The following is an 18407-nucleotide window of genomic DNA, read 5'->3' on the forward strand; positions in this document are numbered from 1 at the left end:
TTCTGCCAGACCGACAGTCATCGTCGTATGGCGTCTGTAAACTGTGCGCAGTTGGTCTAGAATAACGCCAAAATTTCCAGATCTTTCAGGTAGATAAAATGCCAAAGTTTTTGCATACGGCAGACTGGCAGATGGGCCGCGCATTTACCCGTTTCGAAACGGAGGACGGTGCCGCCCTGGTCGAGGCCCGGTTCGAGGCCATTGAAACGCTTGCACGACTGGCCAACGAACACCAGTGCGATGCGGTTCTGGTAGCTGGTGACGTTTTCGATGCCCAAACCGTCTCCGACCGAACCATTCGCCGGGTGTTCAACGCCACGAAGGATTTTACTGGCCCTTGGGTCATGCTCCCCGGAAACCACGACGCTGCACTGGCAGAAAGCGTGTGGACCCGAGCCCAACGCCTGGGTGCGGTCCCGGAGAATGTGCATCTCGCGCTGCAGCCTGGCGTGATAGATCTGGAACCCCAGCGCCTCAGCATCCTCTGCGCACCTTTGACCCAGCGCCACACGTATGGCGATCTGACCGAGCCATTCAGCGGCTATGAAACGCCCGAGGGCTTTCTCAGGGTCGGCCTGGCCCACGGCAGCGTTCAGGGCCTGCTGCCGGACGAGATTGATTCAACCAATCCCATCGCGCCGAACCGTGCCGAAGCCAGCAGGCTCGACTACCTCGCCCTTGGCGACTGGCACGGTACCAAACAGATTGATGAGCGCACCTGGTATAGCGGCACGCCCGAGCCGGAGCGGTTTCGTAACAACGAAGCAGGCAATGCCCTGATCGTTGAGGTGTCCGAGCCCGGCGCAACTCCCTCAGTAACGCGACTACCAACTGGGCGGTATCAATGGCACCAGTTTCGGGAAACCCTCGCAGTACACTCCGATCTTGAACAGTTACTGGAACGTTTGAACATCTTGCCCGAATCCGCCGTATTCGACCTTCGACTTGAAGGCTCAGTGACCCTGGCCGGCGAGGAAACCCTGTTGAAGGCATTGTCGGTTGCAGAAGCACGATACCGCAGCCTTCGCTGCGAGCGAAGTGGGCTTCAGCTTGCCCCGACCGACGAAGACATTGCGGCTCTGAAAGCGGATGGCTACGTGGGTGAAGTGGTCGAGAGCCTGCGCGATCGGCAAGAAGGCGCGCAGGATGACACCGCCCGGGATGCGCTGGCTATCCTGGCCGGTTTACTGCGGGAGCGTGAACAGGAGGCGGGGCAATGAAGCTGCAGCGAATGCGCATTGAACAGCTGCGCCAGTTCCGCAAACCCTTTGTTCTGGACAACCTGCAGCCCGGCCTCAACCTGATTCACGGCCCCAATGAGTCCGGCAAAAGCACGCTGGTACGTGCCATCCGTGCCGCTTTTTTCGAGCGTTATCGGTCCACAGCGGTGGAGGACCTGCGTCCCTGGGGCGACTCCGCCGCGGCTCCCACCATCGAGCTGGATTTCGAGCACGAGGGCCGTGCCTGGCGGCTCACCAAGAGCTTTCTCCAGCGCAAGCGGTGCGATCTGGTGGTTGGCACCGAGACCTACAGTGAAGACGATGCGGAAGAGAAACTGGCGGAACTGCTGGGCTACCAGTACCCGAAACGGGGCGCCAGCAAAGCCGAACACTGGGGCATACCGGGATTGCTGTGGGTGGAGCAGGGTACCGGGCAGGACATCGAACAAGCCATAGAGCACGCCGGCGACCACCTGAAATCCGCCCTGAATTCCATGGTCGGCGAGGTGGCCAGTTCCGGAGGCGACGACCTGATCGAAACGGTTCGCAGCCAGCGGGACGTCCTGCTGACCGGAACCGGCAAGCCCCGGGGCGATTATCTGAAACTGGAAAAAGATCGCGCCCAATACGAAGTTGAGATTGAAGAACTGAAAGAGCGGGTACACAAATACCAGGAGCAGGTCGACCGGCTGGGCAAACTGACCCACGACTATGATCAGGCCGAGGCCGAACGCCCTTGGGAAGACGCCCAGCGCCATCTGGAGGAAGCCCGGGCGCGCTATCAACAGGTTGAGCGCCTGGAGCAGCAACAGAACCAGGAGAAAGCCACGCTCAGCCAGCTGCAACAAAACCACCGCCTGTTGCGGCAGAACAAGGAACACCTGGGAGGACTCAGTCGCCAGCTTGAAGGCCGAAAAGCCGAACTGGACCGGGCGGAGCGAGACCTCGCCACCGCGGAAGCCCAAACCCCCGTGGTTACAGGCCGTTTGCAAGAAGCCAGAACCGCCTATGAGCAAGCGGAAAAGCAACGCAAACTCGCAGGCTTGCTGCAAACGCGACAGCGGCTGGAGCAGGATGTCCGCCGGCTTGAACAGCAAAAACAGGTGCTGACCCAGAACCTTGCCAAAGCAAAGGAATACCACCAGCAGTTGGAGGAGGCCAGGCAGCAAGCCCGGGAAAACCGGATTGATGCAGAGTTGGTCAAAAAGTTGCGCGCAACCGCGAACCAGCTGAACGAGGAAACCATTCGCTCACGGACCATAGCCACCCGGTTAAGCTGGCAGCTGGAGGCCGACGCATCCCTAACGCTGAACAACGAAGCGCTAACCGGCCAAGGCGAACAGCAGCTTCTGGAAGAATCCACACTGGTGATTCCCGGTGTGGGCACTCTGGGCATAACACCCGGCGGCGAAGAACTGGCCAGCACCCGCAGGAAACTCAAAACCTTTGAGGAAAGCCTGGAAGAAAAGTTTAAGACCCTTGGTGTAGCCTCCGTGGAGCAGGCAGAGGAACGTCTTGCTGCCTTTGAAAGCGCCGGAAGAGCCCAGAAGCACGCCGAAGATTTGCTGAAATCCGTAGCACCCGCCGGCATTGAGCAACTTGTCTCCGAGCAGAAAGAGGCAGAGAGCGAACTGAAGAAAGCCAAAAGCCAACTGGAAGCCACCCCAAAACCGGATCCGCAAGAGGATGTGCCGGCCCTGGAAGAAGCGGAGGCGGCGTTCACCCGGGCTGGCAGTGCACTGGATAAAGCCGAATCCAATGACCGTGAACATCAGTCCAGGCTGTCTGCCCTGAAACAGGCTCGCGACAATGCAAAAACCGAATGGAAGCGGCTGGCCGATGAAGAAAAAAGCCCGGAACGTCAGCAGCAACTGCGCCAAATAACCACCGATCTCGCCAACCTCGAAAAACAGCAGGCCGAACTGGAAGCCAGCCTAGAACGCCGCGAACGGGAAATCCGCGAAGCCCGCCCGGAGTTTCTGAAACAGGACATCGAGCGCTACCAGAACGCCGTCAACCAGCTGCGCCAGACCCAGGAAAACCGGGGCCGCGAACTGCGAGATATCAAAGTCAGGCTGGAAGCCTGGGGCGCGGAAGGGCTGGAAGAACAGCTCAATGAAAAAGAGGCCGAGTACGATCAGTGCAACCGCCGCTATCAGGAATTGCACCGCCGCGCCCAGGCCCTGGATCTGCTGCTCAACCTGCTCACCGAAAAACGCCAGGCCCTCACTCGACGCCTGCAGGCACCCCTGCAAAAGCACTTCAACCACTATCTCTCTGTGCTTTTCCCGGAGGCCTCATTGGAAGTCGACGAACAGCTCCGTCCAGGCACCTTCAGCCGCGGCAGCGAGCTGGGGCAGATCACCGAACTGAGCTTTGGCGCCCGGGAACAGATGGGCCTGATCAGCCGGCTGGCTTATGCCGATCTGCTGCGAGAAGCCGGAAGGCCAACGTTGGTCATCCTGGACGACACCCTGGTGCACAGTGACAGCGACCGACTGGAAGACATGAAACGCATCCTCTTCGATGCGGCCAGCCGGCATCAGATATTGCTGTTTACCTGCCATCCGGAGAAGTGGCAGGACATGGGGGTGCCGCCGGTGGATATTCAGTCTTCAAAGGAACAAAGCAGTCAGTCCGTTTAGCAGAACTCTGAATAGTCAATATCCAATGCCACCGTTCGTTACCTCACCATTTTCTCGATAGTACCTAGGTAGCCAGGTACCCGAAGGCTACAACCACAACTGAGTTGGCGAACAGACTTGATTAGCCGGCTTGCTCATTGACGATGCGCTCCATCCAGCGGTATCCGGATAAACTGAGCACAGACTTCCCGCTTCTGGCGGATGGAACCAGCCGGCCTTTCTAGTGGCCTTTCGACCGCGAAGCGACTTTGGACATCAACCCGGCTGGGTTTAACAGCAGCAATGACTTTTGAGCTTGCGGAGGCCTAACTTGGGGCAATTCTTCTTAAGCTAAAAATTAGCGATTTGGTCTGGTCTTCGGTATTTTTCTCATGCACCATTCTCCGTAATTTAAAGCAGTTGTATGGAAGATTTGATGCTGTATACTTATACAGTTTTCATAAAAATACTGATTGCCGGGGTCTTTAAGTGAATTATCCAGAACTAAAGATGATTGATCTCTTTGCCGGGGCTGGCGGGCTTTCAGAAGGTCTTCGAGAGTCAGGCTTTAAATGTTTGTATGCTAATGAGATTGAACCTCGGTATTCGCAAACGTATGCAGCGAATCATTTAGGCACCCTTGTCGATACCAATGATATTCGTCGTGTAGATCCTGGTTTAATTCGTGAACAGCTTGGTTTATCAAAAGGTCAATTGGATTTGATCGCTGGCGGTCCTCCCTGCCAAGGATTTTCAATCAATGCTCCGAGCCGGTGCTCTCATGATGAGCGAAATCACCTCTTTAGGCACTACCTCAAGTTCGTAGAGGCATTTGAGCCTCGTGCAGTGCTTATTGAAAACGTTCCCGGGTTAGTATCATTCGATGGCGGAACGACTCTTGAGGCGATTCTTGCAGCGCTATCTGAGCTTGGTTACGCTGCTGATGTCAAAATTTTATATGCTCCGCACTATGGTGTTCCTCAGACTCGCTGGCGGACAATTGTAATTGGGTTGAGGGAAGGTGAGCCCCTTGCAGCATATCCTGAGCCATTAAGAACTGCTCCAATTCGCGTTAACTTCACTTCAAATTTCGGCGGAAAAAATATTGTAGCGCTCCCCGCTACGTTAAAGCTTCCAGGCCATGTTACCGTCAAGGAAGCGCTTGATGATCTTCCTGAGATCTATGTGGGACAACCAGTCCCAGCAGAGCAGGAGTATCGAGTGGATCCCCAGAATGATTTTCAAAAACTGATGCGGGTATGCTCAGAGCGGGTTTTCAATCATGAGCCGCCGTCTCTAGGTGCGGTAAATATCGAAAGAGCTGGCCACATTCCCCCCGGTGGCAACTGGACAGATATTCCGTTCGAACTACTCCCTAAAGGCATGCAAAGAGCTAGGAGGTCTGACCATACCAAGCGATATGGGCGGGTTCATCCGGATGGCCTTGCCTCGACGATTCTAACTAAATGCGATCCCCACTGGGGCGCGTATTTTCATTACAGCCAGAATCGCACTTTTACAGTACGCGAAGCAGCCCGGATTCAGACTTTTCCGGATCATTTTCGCTTTTTAGGTACGAAGGCTGAGCAATACGAACAAGTTGGTAACGCAGTGCCCCCTCTGCTCGCCGCTGCAATCGGTAGAAAGCTGGTTCAAGTGTTGGATCATGAAGGTATGGCCGAAGTTCAACTGGAGCAACAACTGAAACTTGAGGTTTAGTATTTACTGACTAGGCATGTTACCTCTGAATATAACTTTGTTTTTATTTTTGTTTTTAGCATTCATTGCCTTCTCGATATCTATTTCAAATTCGTGTTTAGGTGGCGCGTAACCTGCGACCAACCCCTCTCTTGAATCCTCTAGTGTGGCGAAAACCGACTGGTCATGTTTCAACTGAAAAGGAGTCTGGGAGGTATCTAGATTGAAAGACAGCCAGCAAATATCTGCGTTGCTTATATCCTCCACGGATTTAATAGTTGGGAGCCACTGAAAAAAAGGTCGATCAATAGCAACGAACATCTTTTTCCCCCAGCGGCGTAGTGTGGGAACCTTTATTTCTAATTGGGGAAGCAGTCGTTTAGGGCCTGATGATCGAAAGTCTGGTCTACGCTGTGCTGGCTCGATTAACGTCCCCGTTCGTTCGAATGCTTTCGCCTCGGGTCCCATTTCTTTGCCGCTAAAGTAAACAGCTTGGACTTCTAAAGCGCACCAATCAATGATTTCATCAAGATCATTTAGATGCACAATTACATTATCAATATTGCCTGCTGATCGGTTCGCATCTTGATCATGAGACTTTAAGAAAGGGATTTCGGCGAGAACGGCGTATTTCGCGGTGCGTCCAAACGCTATCTCGACAATTGTTTCGTAAAGGATCTGATTCTGCTTGAATCTCTCGGGACAAACTATTGGATAGCTCTGCCCATCGGTAATCGAGCAAACTCCCCCTCCTTTACGTTTTTTACAAAGACGGGTGGTAAACGGACACTCTTTGGAATCACGGTAGGACTTGGCTTGACCGGAGAGATCATTTAAAGGAAAACCATACTTTTCCGCCATTCCAAAACTGGGCATCAGCAACCTTCCTATATGTATACTTTTCAGGGCCTTGCTGAATCGTACAGTGGAACGGATCAGAAAACTAGAATGGGTCCGACGCGCTTGTCGAGCAAGGCTGTCCGGATAAAAGAATGGGCTCGATCAACTCAAAGTGTCCTTGAGTGTCAACCAAACGCCTTCGAAGCTCGAGGTCGTTTCTCAGGGTCTCATTGAACGACACAGTGCCAGAGGGACGTTCATGCGAGAATCGCGGTGTGAGCTCTCAGGTGCTTATTCAAAACCAAGGCCTGGATCATTTGTCTGCTAGAGTTCAAAGGTCGGAAAAGGAAGTGGTTGTCTCTGAATGCCTACACAGGGCTTTTTAAAGCAGAGACGATGGACTGAGAGCTTAACGTTACCTAATCCGTAGCGTGCGCGTGCTCGGAATCCTTAGTTGGAAGATTGCAATGAAACATAGCTGTCCTTTTTGCTGCCTCAATGGAACATCAGACAATGGTCCCATGACATCCAACGCGCTGGCTTATATCCGCCTGGACGCCTTTCCGGTATCCAAAGGCCATTTGTTGATTGTCCCCAATCGCCATGCCGCTGACTGGTTTGACCTTTCCGCAGCAGAACAAAAAGCCATCATGGAGCTGGTCGAACATGGCAAGCAGTGGCTTGAAGAGCGTTACCAGCCGGATGGTTACAATATCGGTATGAACTGTGGAGCGGCAGCAGGTCAGACGGTTCTGCACATGCATTGTCACCTGATTCCCAGGTATGCAGGCGACCAGCAGGATCCCCGGGGTGGGGTTCGATGGGTGATTCCTGAGAAAGCGGATTACTGGAGGGGCCAGTGAGTTTGCTGAATTATGAGAAACGCTTCTCAATGCTTCGCCTGAACAGTGGAGGCGCTAATAAAAGCCCTCACAAAGTGGCGATGTTGCAGGCAGTCATGGATCTTATTGAGTCTGGTGAAGTTGAGCATAATCGTCTCTATTTTGACGATAATCTTAAAAGTCACTTCACCAAGCGTTTTCAAGAATTCGCGTCTCCTTCCGATCGTAACAATCCCCACTTACCGTATTTCCATCTGCGAAGCGAAGGGTTTTGGCACTTCAAAGCTAAAGCCGGTCAGCAAGAGTCATATGAGCAACTGACAACGGCAACATCGCCGGGCGTCATTAACGCTCACATTGACCACGCATTTCTGGACGATGAGCTGTTCGAGCTGATGACTAACCAGGTTGCCCGCGAGCTTCTGAGATCAGCTCTTCTGGTTAATCTCGATGACACGTCGATTCGTGAGCTCCTCAAACCTGAGCGTGGCGGCTGGGACTGGCTGGAGTGCGAGTTTCTAGTCAATGAGTACGTAACGATGTTGGAGAAAGAGCTCGCGGGGGCAAAATACAACAAGTCTGCCCATCGCAGGGCGCTCCAACCCCGCCTGAACGGTCGCTCTGAGAGATCAATCGAAGACAAGCATCAAAACGTTAGTGCCGTGTTATTGGAACTAGGACTTCCATACATCCCTGGCTACAAACCTTATTTCAACTACCAGAAACAGCTCAAATCCGTGGTTCTGTCTTATCTTGCCGGCCATCAAAAGCTCGTTGAGGATTTACACGTGGTCGCTGATACAGTCGCCGATGAGCCGGAATACTATGACCGTGGCTGGAATTCGGTGTTTGATCCGGAACCTCCAGAGCGTATTCCTCATGTCGATGAGATCAGGCCCAGTTATCTTGCCAGACATGTCGATTTCCCTGAACGTGAGCGTCGCAACCGTCAGTTGGGTGAGAGGGCGGAAGGTTTCGTACTTCGCATGGAAAGGCAGCGGCTCACTGCTCAAGGCAGGCCTGACCTGGCTGCGGAGGTTGAATGGTCCAGCAAAGACCGTGGCGACGGATTAGGTTTCGACATTCGGTCTTTTGACTCGACTGGGGATCAAGAGCGTTTCCTGGAGGTTAAGGCGACGAACTCAGGGAAATATTTGCCGTTTTTTATTAGCGAGAACGAGCGTGCATTTTCCAATGACTACTCAGACTCGTTTCTCCTTTACCGAGTTTACGAATTTACCACCGCTCCGAGATTGTTCATTTTGCCGGGAGCAATCGAACAGCATGTGCATTTGATGCCGCAAAACTACCGAGCCCGGTTCTAGTTCGTTGATGGCAGGATCGTTGCGTTGTTCAAAAGTTTTTTCATTCAGAGGTAAATAATCGTGTCGTTCGATTCTGCTGACTCAATTACCCGCGAAAAATCACCGCTCGCCAAACCCCTGAAACTCCCCTGCGGAGCCGTCCTGGCCAACCGAATCGCCAAGGCCGCCATGACCGAGGGCCTGTCAGACGATCAACTCCACGCCACCCACCGCCATGAAACCCTATACCGCCGCTGGTCGGAAGGCGGAGCAGGGCTGCTGATTACCGGCAACGTGATGATTGATCACCGGGTGCTTGAGCGGCCGGGTAACGTGGCGATCGATCCCGCGCCGGCTGAAGGCGAACCGGAGGCTATGGCGCAGTTGCGTGCCTGGGCCGAAGCGGGCACCCGTAACGGAAACCATTTGTGGATGCAGATCTCCCACGCCGGTCGCCAGTCGCCGCGTTACGTGACCTCGCGCCCGATGGGGCCTTCGGCGGTGCAACTATCTTTGATGGGCAACTACGCCCGCCCAAGGGCACTGACGGAGCCGGAGATCCTCGATTTTATCCAGCGCTTTGCCAATGTGGCCCGGATCGCCAAGGAGGCTGGCTTCACGGGCGTTCAGGTACACGGGGCTCATGGGTATCTGCTGTCGTCTTTTCTGTCGCCGGTCACCAATCAGCGCACCGATCGCTGGGGTGGGTCGCTGGAAAATCGCGCCCGATTCCTGCTTGAGGTGGTGCGGGCAACTCGTGCGGCTGTGGGGCCTGAGTTCCCGGTGGCGGTAAAGCTGAATTCCGACGATTTCCGCAAGGACGGTTTTAGTCTTGATGAGTCTGTGAAAGTGGTGCGCTGGCTCAATGAGGAGGGGATTGATCTGCTGGAGGTGTCTGGCGGCACCTACGAACAGCCACGGCTGCTTGGGTTCAGCGGTGATGCCGACACGGCGAGCGAGGGGCCGGCCATGCGGGAAAGCACTCGCAAGCGGGAGGCGTACTTCCTGGATTACGCCCAGAAGATTCGCGAGGTGTGCGATTGCCCGCTGATGGTCACCGGTGGATTTCGGTCGCGGGCGTTCATGGAAGAGGTGGTCGCAAATGGCGAGACCGACGTGATTGGCCTGGGCCGACCGCTCTGTACGGACCCGGCTACGCCCAGGGATCTGCTTGAAAGGCACATCGAGAAGACGGTCTGTTATGAGGATGACATCAAACTCGCCCAGAGCGGGCTCTTCTCACCAGCCAGTCCTTTGATGTCGTTCAAGGTGATTAACGTTCTAGGCGGCCAGGCGTGGTACTACCAGCAGATTTTCCGGCTGGCCGATGACGAAGCGGCTGACTCGGACCTGGGTATCCTTAAGGCCATCGGGGCTTACGTGAAGGATGAACTGGCCCGGGCCCGGCGGATAAAGAAGGCTCGCTCTACCTCAAGATGATTCTCTGGATCGAGCGGGGAATAAACCGGGTAATAAATTCGCCGGCGTAGGTCTGGGGTGTCACGAGATATCGAGGTTTGGGTCTGGTCGCCTCGGCAGCTGTGACTATCTTTTTGGCGACATCCGATGCACTGGCTGTAAACGGCTTGAAGCTGGCACCCGGCGCGAGCGCTGCTTCCATGGCTTCGTACTTGTCCCGGTGCACCTCGCTCGCTCGCCCAAGCACCGGCTGCAAAGCGGCCAGGGCATGTTCTCTGAACCGGGTCTTAACTGGGCCCGGGAGCACGAGCGAGACACTCTCCAGGCTTTCGCTGCCCTGTTCATCAAACCAGAAGCTCTCGTGGGCCGTGTTCATTGCGGATTTGGCGGCACAGTAGGCGCCTTTCATTTTCTGGGGCGTCAGTGAGAGAACGGAGCTTACGGCAATGACCCTCAGAGGTGTTCTGTGTTGCTCGCAGAGCCGCAGGCAGACGGCGGCCAGTTTGATGGGGCCGAATACGTGGGTGCTGAACTGCTTTTGCCACATGGATTCGGGCAGGTCGCTCAGCGCGCCAAACTGCCCGTAGCCGGAGTTGTTAACAAGAATAACTTGCTCCGCCTCCGCAATTTCAGTGTCCAGCGCACCGGCCAGGCCTTCAATCTGCTCGAAGGACGTAAGATCCAGCGCCAGCTCCCGATCTGCGGATTCCACGCCGGTTGGTTGTCTTGAGAGGGCGATAACCCTGTAGCCTTTCCTGGCAAAGAGAGCGCAGGCCTCATGGCCAATGCCTGCGCTGGCGCCGGTTATCAGGGCGAGTTTGGTCATTGTAAACTCCGCATGGTCATTTTTTGCCGGGAATCCCGATCCTTTTGAGAATCGTAATGCTCTCATAACCGGCGATGAAGGCATACGCTGAACAAAAGGAAACTGATGGTGTTTAAAAGCAAACGAAAGCAGGAACTGCAGGCCGCTCTGGAAAAGCTGGAGGCTGCCGAGAATCGGGTGTCCGAACTGGAGGCCGATTGGCGGGCGATTCAGCGGTCGGTGGCAGTCGCGGTAATGAGCGGCGATGGACTGTTTGAGTCGGTCAGTGATGTCTTTCTGGAGTTGCTTGGCTACCAGGAGCAACAGCTGATTGGAAAGCATCATCGGGTGCTCTGCAAGCCTGAGGATGCGCGTGGTGAGGCGTACATCCGGTTCTGGCGTGAGCTGGTTGCAGGAAAGGTGCAACAGGGCCGATTCCTGAATCTTGGTGCAGACGGGCAGTCGGTCTGGCTGGAAGCTCGCTATTTACCGGTTCTGTCCGATAAGGGCATCGTAAAGCGCATTATCATGATCGCCAGCGGTACTACTGAAGCCTTGCCAGCTTAGCTCCTGAAACAGCTCCAGGTCAGCTTTCACAGACGAAAATCCGTCGTCTTTGTTAAGTCGCACAGTGCCGTGAAAGAGGCCAATACCGTCATCGTGACAGACAACCTCGCCATCAGACTGCTTGCCAATGACCTGGTCACCGAGTGGCTGCCAATGGAAGTCAGGGTTCTGGCAGTTTTCTTCGTATTATTGCGAATCTGCTATTGAGCTTTAAAGTAGAGCTTAACAAAGCTTCCGGGAAAGGAATTGATGGACGATTTCGTAGTTGAGGCCACTAGTCGTAAAGCAGGGGCTGATAGTCAATTTTCAAGGATGGAGAAGTAGCATGAGTGAAGGAAGCGATACCCCGATCGTTATCTATGAGAGTGCCGATCGGGCAGTAGAAGTTCGCCTGGATGCTGATCAAGAAACTGTCTGGCTTAGCCTGCAGCAGCTTGCAGATGTTTTTAGTCGCGATAAATCAGTAATTTCTCGGCATTTGAAGAACATATTCCGCGACGCGGAGCTGGACCGGGAGGCAGTTGTTGCAAAAAATGCAACAACTGCCGCGGATGGCAAAACCTATCAGGTTGAGTATTTTAATCTGGATGCGATTATTTCTGTGGGCTATCGCGTTAATTCCAGTCAGGCTACGCGTTTCCGCCAGTGGGCCACCCGTATTCTACGTGAGCACCTCACTCAGGGCTGGACCATCAATCGGCACCGTTTTGAAGAAAACGCCCAGGAATTGGAAGCGGCTTTGAGACTGGTTCGTAAGGCTGCCCAGAGTCCTGCGTTCGACACAGACAGCGGTCGTGGATTGGTCGACATCGTCAGCCGCTATGCCCAGACCTTTCTTCTTTTGCAACGTTATGACGAAGGGCTGCTAACCGATCCGCAGTCTCAGGCCGGTGGCACTTTGCCATCGCTGAAGGAGGCTCGATCAGGCCTGGATGGCTTGAAGAGCGAGTTAATGTCGAGGGGCGAAGCGACCGAGTTGTTCGCGCGTGACCGGGGTGATGGCCTAGCTTCGCTATTGGGCAACCTGGACCAGTCTGTTTTCGGCGAGCCCGCTTATCCCAGTGTGGAGGCAAAGGCGGCACATCTGTTGTATTTTGTGATCAAGAATCACCCGTTTTCCGATGGCAACAAACGCAGCGCGGCCTTTCTGTTTGTGGATTTCCTGCACCGCAATAGTCGGCTTTTTAACAACAGTGGTGAGCCGGTAATCAATGATGTCGGTCTGGCCGCCTTGACATTGTTAGTGGCCGAATCCGAACCTGCGAACAAAAACACTATGATCCGACTGATCATGAATATGCTGGCCGGGGAGAACGATTGAACGATTACCTCCAGAAAATCCTCCGTGGCCAGCCCATTAATTATGAAGCTTTCCTGAAGAAGTTGCCCGAGGCTTTTCGACGTCGCCATAGAGAATTGTTCGCGACGGAAAAGGTCAAAGGCAACCGCTGGCTTGTCTTCATCCTGGATGAAGCCGCTTTCAAGGAGCTGCAGGCTGTTGCGCAAAGGCCGGTAAGCCGGGTAGACGCCGCGCAAAAGGGCAACTCTCACCGCCATGGCACAGAGGTCAGTTTTCTTCTCGTTTACCATGAGGGGGTGTCGCACAGCAGGCCCGACACTGTCGTTGTTGGAACGGAGTCCGTGGATATGGGGTTTCAGCAAGCTCGGTCGGTGCTGGTGGTAGAGAATGAGCGTAATTTTTATCAGTATGCGCAGATGCTCGATTTCGCCGGTGAAGTACTGGGCAACTCTCTTGAGCTAGCGGAGTGTGACGTGATGTTGGGAGGTGGCAACCGAATTACCCGGGGCGCGATTCTTGACTGGCTGCAGGGCTACGAAGAAGTATTCTGTGCATTCGATTATGATGCGGGTGGTCTGCAAATGTTCTCGACAATCGCAGCCTCTCTTGGTGACAAAGCCAGGTTTGTTCAGCCCCGCGACTGGCAACCCTGGTTGGGTCGGTTTCGCAACACACCGGACAGTACCGAACGATTTACAAGAGCGATATCGCTGGCGGAAGGGCTCGGCTTTGATAGCCTGGCAGAGGCCTTTCGATCGACCGGCAAATTCATGGAACAGGAGATGATTCTGGATGAGTGACTCCCAGGGGAGCCCAGGCAATTTCAATTTTGGTATCCGTCGTCTGGTACTGGTGGATTCCGCCGGCTTCTGTTACGTAGAAATTCCGGTGGACAACCACGGTCTGATCCTGGGCCCGGGCAATCTTGGAAAATCCAGCCTTCTAAACAGTCTGCGTCTGTTTCTGCTGCCGGAAAACACCTTTAAGAACAGCCGCAAGAAATTTGCCTTCCGTAATGCCAGTGCCGGTAGCTTTTACACCAACGAGGAAAGCTACCAGCATTATTTTCCCAGCCAGTTCAGTTTCCTGATCATGGAAGCCGAGAACCCGGCCGGTGTGCATTGCCAGATTCTGTATCGGGACAGCGCGAGCCAGCTCAGCTATGGCCGCGCCTTTGTGCCGGTGGGTTACGATCAACTCCGCCCGTTGTTCTGGGACGGGGATGATGAGGACGGAATTGGCCAGGCGGTGCCGGAGCTGTCGTTCAGCCGTTTGTCCGAGGCTTTGAAAAAGCGTTCCAAAGAAACCCGGCTGGTGAATGACCCGGCCAAACTCAAACAGATGCTGTACAGCAGCGAGCTGATGAACGCCGATGCGGTGCGCTATTCCGTGCTGCCCCTGGGTGAGTCCGACGAACGCCGGGTGCAGTCGCTGCGCACATTGATCCTGTTGCTGTTTGAAATGAAGGCGGACGATCAGGCCATGTCCAATGCGGTAGCCAGCATTATCGAGGCGGATAAGAAGTTTGCCGACGATGCCTTCGATTTCAACATCGACGACTTCCTCAACCGCCATGACCAGTTGAAGCAGCAGCAAACCCAACTTAACCGGATCGAGAAAGAACGTTCACGGTTTGAAAAGCTCGAAAAGGATTATCAGGCCTACCAGACGCTGCTTCGCAGCCAGCACGATTTCGCCGCGTTTCGGGATGGTGTGAGCAATGCGTTGCAGGACATTGGTGCAAAACGCAAAGCCGCAGTGGAGGCGTTCAATGAACAGAACGAGACCCTGCGCCATGTGCTCCAGGCCCTCAAAAAACTGGAGCAGGATGCCAGCGGCCTGAAAGGCGAGATCCGTTCGGCCGACCGCCGCATCAAGCAGGCCGAGCAGAACCAGAAAGATGGCGACCTCTTGTTGTCCCAGTATGGAGAGATGACCCTTCAGGAAATCGAGGATATCCAGAAGGAAGAGCTTGAGAGCAGGAAAGGCCACCTGGCCGCATTGAAAAGCGCCGCCCAGGCGGAAATTCGGCTGGAGCAGATCCAGAAGAAGAAACAGGAGCTGGAGCGCAAGCTGGAATCCCTGCAGGAACGGGAAAGCAAGCAACATTGGCAGCTGCAGAACCAGTTGGACGAGGCCACCGCTGCACCCCTTCGGGCCGTGGACCCCCGTTTGGTCATGGCCAGTCCGGGCCGGGATCTGGATGCCGACAGCAAGGCCGCCATTGAGGCTTTCGCCCGTCTGTTCGTGCCCAATGATAAAGGCTTTGACTGGTTCGATACGGAATACCAGGCACAGCCGGCCCGGCAGACCGACTTCGCCGAGCAGCGCCGGCATGTGGAAGGCGAGCTTCATGGCCTGGAAAAGGAGCGGGCGGAGCTGGCAGACACCGCCAATCAGGAGCATGATCGGCCCCGGTTGATTGAGCGCACCGAGAAAGAGATCCGCGCCATCGAGAAGGATCTCGAAACGCTTCAGCGTTACCCGGCGGCCGCGACCACCCTTCGGGACGCCACTGAGGAGAAGCAGGCGGCCGAAGAACAATTGGCCAAACTGGAAGAACAGGCCCGGCTGGAGCAGGAAAAGCAAGATGCCGTGCAGCAGAAGGCCGGCAAGGCCAGAGCCGAGAAAGAGCGGATCGAAGAAAGGGAGAGGGAACTGGCGGGTCTCAGCCGGAGCGTTGGCACCGTGGAGCACCGGTTCCCGCACCTGAAAACCGTGGAAGCGGAAAAGCCGTTGGACATCGAACAGGTGTCCGTCGCGGCGTTTGACGACCTTCAAACCCAGCTGGACGACCTGGAAGAGCGTCGTCGTAGCATTCTCGACCACCTTCGCCAGTTCGTGTATCTCGGCATCCACGAAGATACCGAAGGCGAGTTGCAGAAAGACAGCCCGGCGTCCTCCGCTATCCGGGAAACGTTCAAGAGCCTGTCGGATCTGTTTGCCGGCATGGCCGAGCGCTGGAATGTGCTGGAGCAGCAGGTGGGCATTCACAACGAAACCGTGGCCAGCTACCGGCAGGCACTGAAATCCAACCACGAACACATTGCCCGTTTCGAAGCGCAGCTTAACCGCGAGCTCGAAGGTGTGCGCATCAACGATCTGGTGGAAATCCGGGTGGATATCCACACCGATCCGAAATTCCGCAACCTGGTGGAAGAAGCCAACAACATCGACCCGTATGGCAACCAGCTGCAGTCGGACGCGTTCTATGACCGTTTGCGGGTGTTCGTGGCGGACTTTTTCGGGGAGGGCGGCAGCAAGCGCCTGACCATGGACAAGGTGATCACCGGCATTTCCTACCGTACTCGCAAGGAGAACGCCGCGAACCTGGACAAAAAAGGCCAGTCCACCTCCACCACTGCACTGATCAATCTGGAACTGGTGTACCGGCTGCTGAAACGGGTGCTGTACCCGGGCGTGCAGCTGTCTTTCCCTATGGTGCTGGACGAGCTGGCCAGTGTGGACATCAGCCAGATGCCGTCACTGTTGGAACGGCTCCGCAAGCAAGGATTCAACCTGTTCTCGGCGGCCACCCACAGTGCCAGTGCGGAAGTGATTTATCTGATCGGCCGGCACCTGGAAGTAGGGCAGATGCGCACCGCAAAGCCTTACAGTCCGCAGCGCACCCTGGTGTTCTGGGGTGGGGCTGAAGGCTTCACCAACGGCGAGGCCATGAGCCACTGGGCCGACCAGACCCAGGCCAGCCTGATGGAGCCGGTGGATGAGTAAACGCTTCAGCACCCTGGACACCACCCGGCTGCTGTTCGAGCACCCGAAAATTCTGTTCCGGATGATTGAACGGATGGACCGGAACGAAGCCCGGTATATCTGTGAGAGCGATCTGGTGGCCGAGGTGATGGACTACACCCGCTCACTCGGCAATGCCGATCGGGATCGGGTGCGTATGGCACTGAATACCGACAATCTGTTCCGCAGTGGCCTGGTGATCGACATCATCAAGGCCGAGGGTGAGCGGCGCTTGGTGTTCCAGGATGCCCTGATCAATCTGATGCGGGCCTGTAACGCCTCGCTGTACCAGGAACTGACGGATGCTCGCCTGCGTGGCCATCTGGTGACACTGCGGGATGTGCGCAATCGGCTGGAAATCAGCAGTTTCAGCGACGCGGACCTGGACTACACCGAACTGCGTGATGACCTGAACGAGCGGGTCAGCCAACTGATTGGTCTGTTGCGCCAGAACGTCCTGCGCATGCAGACCATCAGTGCGCAGCTAGCGGACCTGTCCGGAGACGCCAGCCGGGCGCCGGAGAAATTCCTGGAGTTCCGCCAGAACCTGTTTGAGCAGATCGTTACCCTGTACGAGCGCCACATCAAGCCAACCCTGGTGTTCCTGAATCCGGATACCCGACTGCCGGATGGCAGCAATTTGTTCGAGACCCTGGAAGCCATGGTTCGGCTGCTGGAAAGCCACGGCGACCATAGCCTGGCGGACCAGCTGTTCCGTTCCTCCATCAGCCTTAACGCCCTGTACAAGCCCATTCAGGCGGTGGCCCAGGAGGTGGAGCACTTCCTGCGGAAGACTCGCCAGGGCATGGTCCAATACAACGCCATGGAGCATTTCTACGCCAAGCTGCAGGAACTCAAGGGCGAAACCGAGACCCTCAGCCTGAAGCGAAAGTGGCTGGAAGGTGGCGACTTTGCCCGCAGTACCGGCTTTCTGGTGGGTTTGCGGGCCCAGCAGCGCCCCAAACATTATGCCTTCGGTGAATCGTCCAGCTACTACCAGCTGTTGTTCAGCGAACTGGAGCTGCGTCTGAATGATCTTCGTCGCAAGGCGGAGGTGCCGGTTCTACAGCAAGTGGAGGGCAGTGGTCGTCATACCCGAATCGATGTCCAGCGTATCAACCAGCTCTATCAATGGCTGGAAACGCTGGAGCTGCGGCCAACACTCGATCTGGTACGCGAGCTACACGGCCGTCTGGACGGCTTTATTCCGGGCTATCGCTTTCCGGATTTACTGGCGGCCCTGAATCGGCTGGTCAACTCACCGCCGGAGGGTTTGCAGGTGGTCACCACCAACCGTTTCCGTGTCCTGGATCAGTCATCAGACAGCGAGCAGTTTGTCTACCGCAAGCGTCGTCTGGAAACGACTGAAAGCAACGCCCCGGTCAATCAAGAAGAGCAACAGCATGCCTGACTTATCAGACGCGATGGATACCAACGAATCCGCCGATCAATCACAAACGTCGAGCAGCTTCGAACAGATCCTGCCGGCCCACAGCGCCGCGATCTACCGGGAGTTCCAGGCCGGCCGGGTGATTGTGCGTGATGCGTGGGACAGCAACCGTTCCGAGCTGCGCGCCAACCCGCTTTACAACCTGTTGTACAACCATCTGTCTCACTTCCGGACTTTCTATGAGCACCTGGGCAGCGAACTGGTGTTCAACGAATCTGGCGCGTTTTTCTTTCTCAAGGAAAGCAGTGACGACGAGAACGAGGAACACGATGAGAATGCCTTCAGGGTGCAGGTGATCCTGCTGTTGATCGGGCGCTATTTCGCGCGCAGCGGGCGGGATCTTGAATATCTGGGGCGCCCCGATGCCGGGCTGAATGAGCAAGACCTGTCGGCGTTGGCGAGCGATGAGGAGTATCAGGAGATCCTGAGGGCAGCCCGGTTCGAAAAAGGCGTGCCGGAAGCGCTGGACTACCTCGATAAGCGCCATCTTTTATTCCGTGCTGGTGCAGGGCGGTGTTTCCTGAGTTCTGCCGGCCTGTATTTCCTGCAGGAACTGGTTCGGGAATACGAGCAGGGATAAGGTTTTCT

The 18407-nt window shown here is 55.4% G+C and carries 15 protein-coding genes; 12 read left to right on the forward strand and 3 right to left on the reverse strand.

The genetic code is table 11. The features are described from left to right. Positions 1–98: 98 nt before the first annotated feature. From SIC15_RS09325 to SIC15_RS09335, 3 genes are all read left to right on the forward strand, one after another. Positions 99–1220 (forward strand): metallophosphoesterase family protein, encoded by a 1122-nt coding sequence (locus SIC15_RS09325; RefSeq protein ID WP_412537538.1) that lies wholly within the window; start codon positions 99–101, stop codon positions 1218–1220. Then, positions 1217–3865 carry an AAA family ATPase gene (locus SIC15_RS09330; RefSeq protein WP_412537539.1) on the forward strand — a complete coding sequence of 883 codons (2649 nt, stop codon included), beginning with the start codon at positions 1217–1219 and terminating at the stop codon, positions 3863–3865. The genes SIC15_RS09325 and SIC15_RS09330 overlap by 4 nt, the downstream gene beginning before the upstream one ends. A 468-nt stretch (positions 3866–4333) precedes the next feature. Beyond that, positions 4334–5563 (forward strand): DNA cytosine methyltransferase, encoded by a 1230-nt coding sequence (locus SIC15_RS09335; RefSeq protein ID WP_412537540.1) that lies wholly within the window; start codon positions 4334–4336, stop codon positions 5561–5563. 3 nt (positions 5564–5566) lie between these two features. Here the strand turns inward: SIC15_RS09335 and SIC15_RS09340 are convergent, their stop codons facing one another. Continuing rightward, entirely contained in the window at positions 5567–6418 is an 852-nt protein-coding gene (locus SIC15_RS09340; RefSeq protein ID WP_412537541.1) for a NotI family restriction endonuclease, read from the reverse strand. A gap of 485 nt (positions 6419–6903) precedes the next feature. Between SIC15_RS09340 and SIC15_RS09345 the strand changes: the two genes are divergently transcribed. From SIC15_RS09345 to SIC15_RS09355, 3 genes are read left to right on the forward strand one after another with little or no spacing between them, the layout of a single operon-like run. Next, positions 6904–7245: an HIT family protein gene (locus SIC15_RS09345; RefSeq protein WP_412537542.1), complete on the forward strand. Its 342-nt coding sequence runs from the start codon at positions 6904–6906 to the stop codon at positions 7243–7245. Then, positions 7242–8549: a DUF3883 domain-containing protein gene (locus SIC15_RS09350; protein WP_412537543.1), complete on the forward strand. Its 1308-nt coding sequence runs from the start codon at positions 7242–7244 to the stop codon at positions 8547–8549. The genes SIC15_RS09345 and SIC15_RS09350 overlap by 4 nt, the downstream gene beginning before the upstream one ends. Positions 8550–8609: 60 nt before the next feature. Further along, positions 8610–9968 (forward strand): NADH:flavin oxidoreductase/NADH oxidase family protein, encoded by a 1359-nt coding sequence (locus SIC15_RS09355; RefSeq protein ID WP_412537544.1) that lies wholly within the window; start codon positions 8610–8612, stop codon positions 9966–9968. Here the strand turns inward: SIC15_RS09355 and SIC15_RS09360 are convergent. Continuing rightward, positions 9955–10773 (reverse strand): SDR family NAD(P)-dependent oxidoreductase, encoded by an 819-nt coding sequence (locus tag SIC15_RS09360; RefSeq protein WP_412537545.1) that lies wholly within the window; start codon positions 10771–10773, stop codon positions 9955–9957. The genes SIC15_RS09355 and SIC15_RS09360 overlap by 14 nt on opposite strands. 105 nt (positions 10774–10878) lie before the next feature. Here SIC15_RS09360 and SIC15_RS09365 point away from each other — a divergent pair, with 105 nt between their 5' ends. Beyond that, positions 10879–11319, forward strand: a complete 441-nt coding sequence (locus tag SIC15_RS09365) for a PAS domain-containing protein (RefSeq protein WP_412537546.1) — start codon at positions 10879–10881, stop codon at positions 11317–11319. On the opposite strand, the gene SIC15_RS09370 is transcribed toward SIC15_RS09365, so the two are convergent. Further along, positions 11239–11448: a hypothetical protein gene (locus tag SIC15_RS09370; RefSeq protein ID WP_412537604.1), complete on the reverse strand. Its 210-nt coding sequence runs from the start codon at positions 11446–11448 to the stop codon at positions 11239–11241. The two genes, SIC15_RS09365 and SIC15_RS09370, sit on opposite strands and share 81 nt — an antisense overlap. 196 nt (positions 11449–11644) lie before the next feature. Here SIC15_RS09370 and rhuM point away from each other — a divergent pair, with 196 nt between their 5' ends. From rhuM to SIC15_RS09395, 5 genes are read left to right on the forward strand one after another with little or no spacing between them, the layout of a single operon-like run. Then, a complete protein-coding gene (gene rhuM, locus SIC15_RS09375; RefSeq protein WP_291908768.1) occupies positions 11645–12640 on the forward strand; it encodes a virulence protein RhuM/Fic/DOC family protein in 996 nt (331 codons plus the stop codon). Next, positions 12637–13419, forward strand: a complete 783-nt coding sequence (locus SIC15_RS09380) for a hypothetical protein (RefSeq protein ID WP_412537547.1) — start codon at positions 12637–12639, stop codon at positions 13417–13419. The genes rhuM and SIC15_RS09380 overlap by 4 nt, the downstream gene beginning before the upstream one ends. Next, positions 13412–16351, forward strand: a complete 2940-nt coding sequence (locus SIC15_RS09385) for a hypothetical protein (protein WP_412537548.1) — start codon at positions 13412–13414, stop codon at positions 16349–16351. Before SIC15_RS09380 ends, SIC15_RS09385 begins: the two co-directional genes overlap by 8 nt. Continuing rightward, on the forward strand, positions 16344–17780 hold the full coding sequence (locus SIC15_RS09390; RefSeq protein ID WP_412537549.1) for a hypothetical protein: 1437 nt from the start codon (positions 16344–16346) through the stop codon (positions 17778–17780). Before SIC15_RS09385 ends, SIC15_RS09390 begins: the two co-directional genes overlap by 8 nt. Further along, a complete protein-coding gene (locus tag SIC15_RS09395) occupies positions 17773–18399 on the forward strand; it encodes a condensin complex protein MksE (RefSeq protein WP_412537550.1) in 627 nt (208 codons plus the stop codon). Before SIC15_RS09390 ends, SIC15_RS09395 begins: the two co-directional genes overlap by 8 nt. The last annotated feature ends 8 nt before the right edge of the window (positions 18400–18407 follow it).

It is taken from the genome of Marinobacter sp. MIT932201, from assembly GCF_047123295.1.
GTDB lineage: Bacteria > Pseudomonadota > Gammaproteobacteria > Pseudomonadales > Oleiphilaceae > Marinobacter > Marinobacter salsuginis.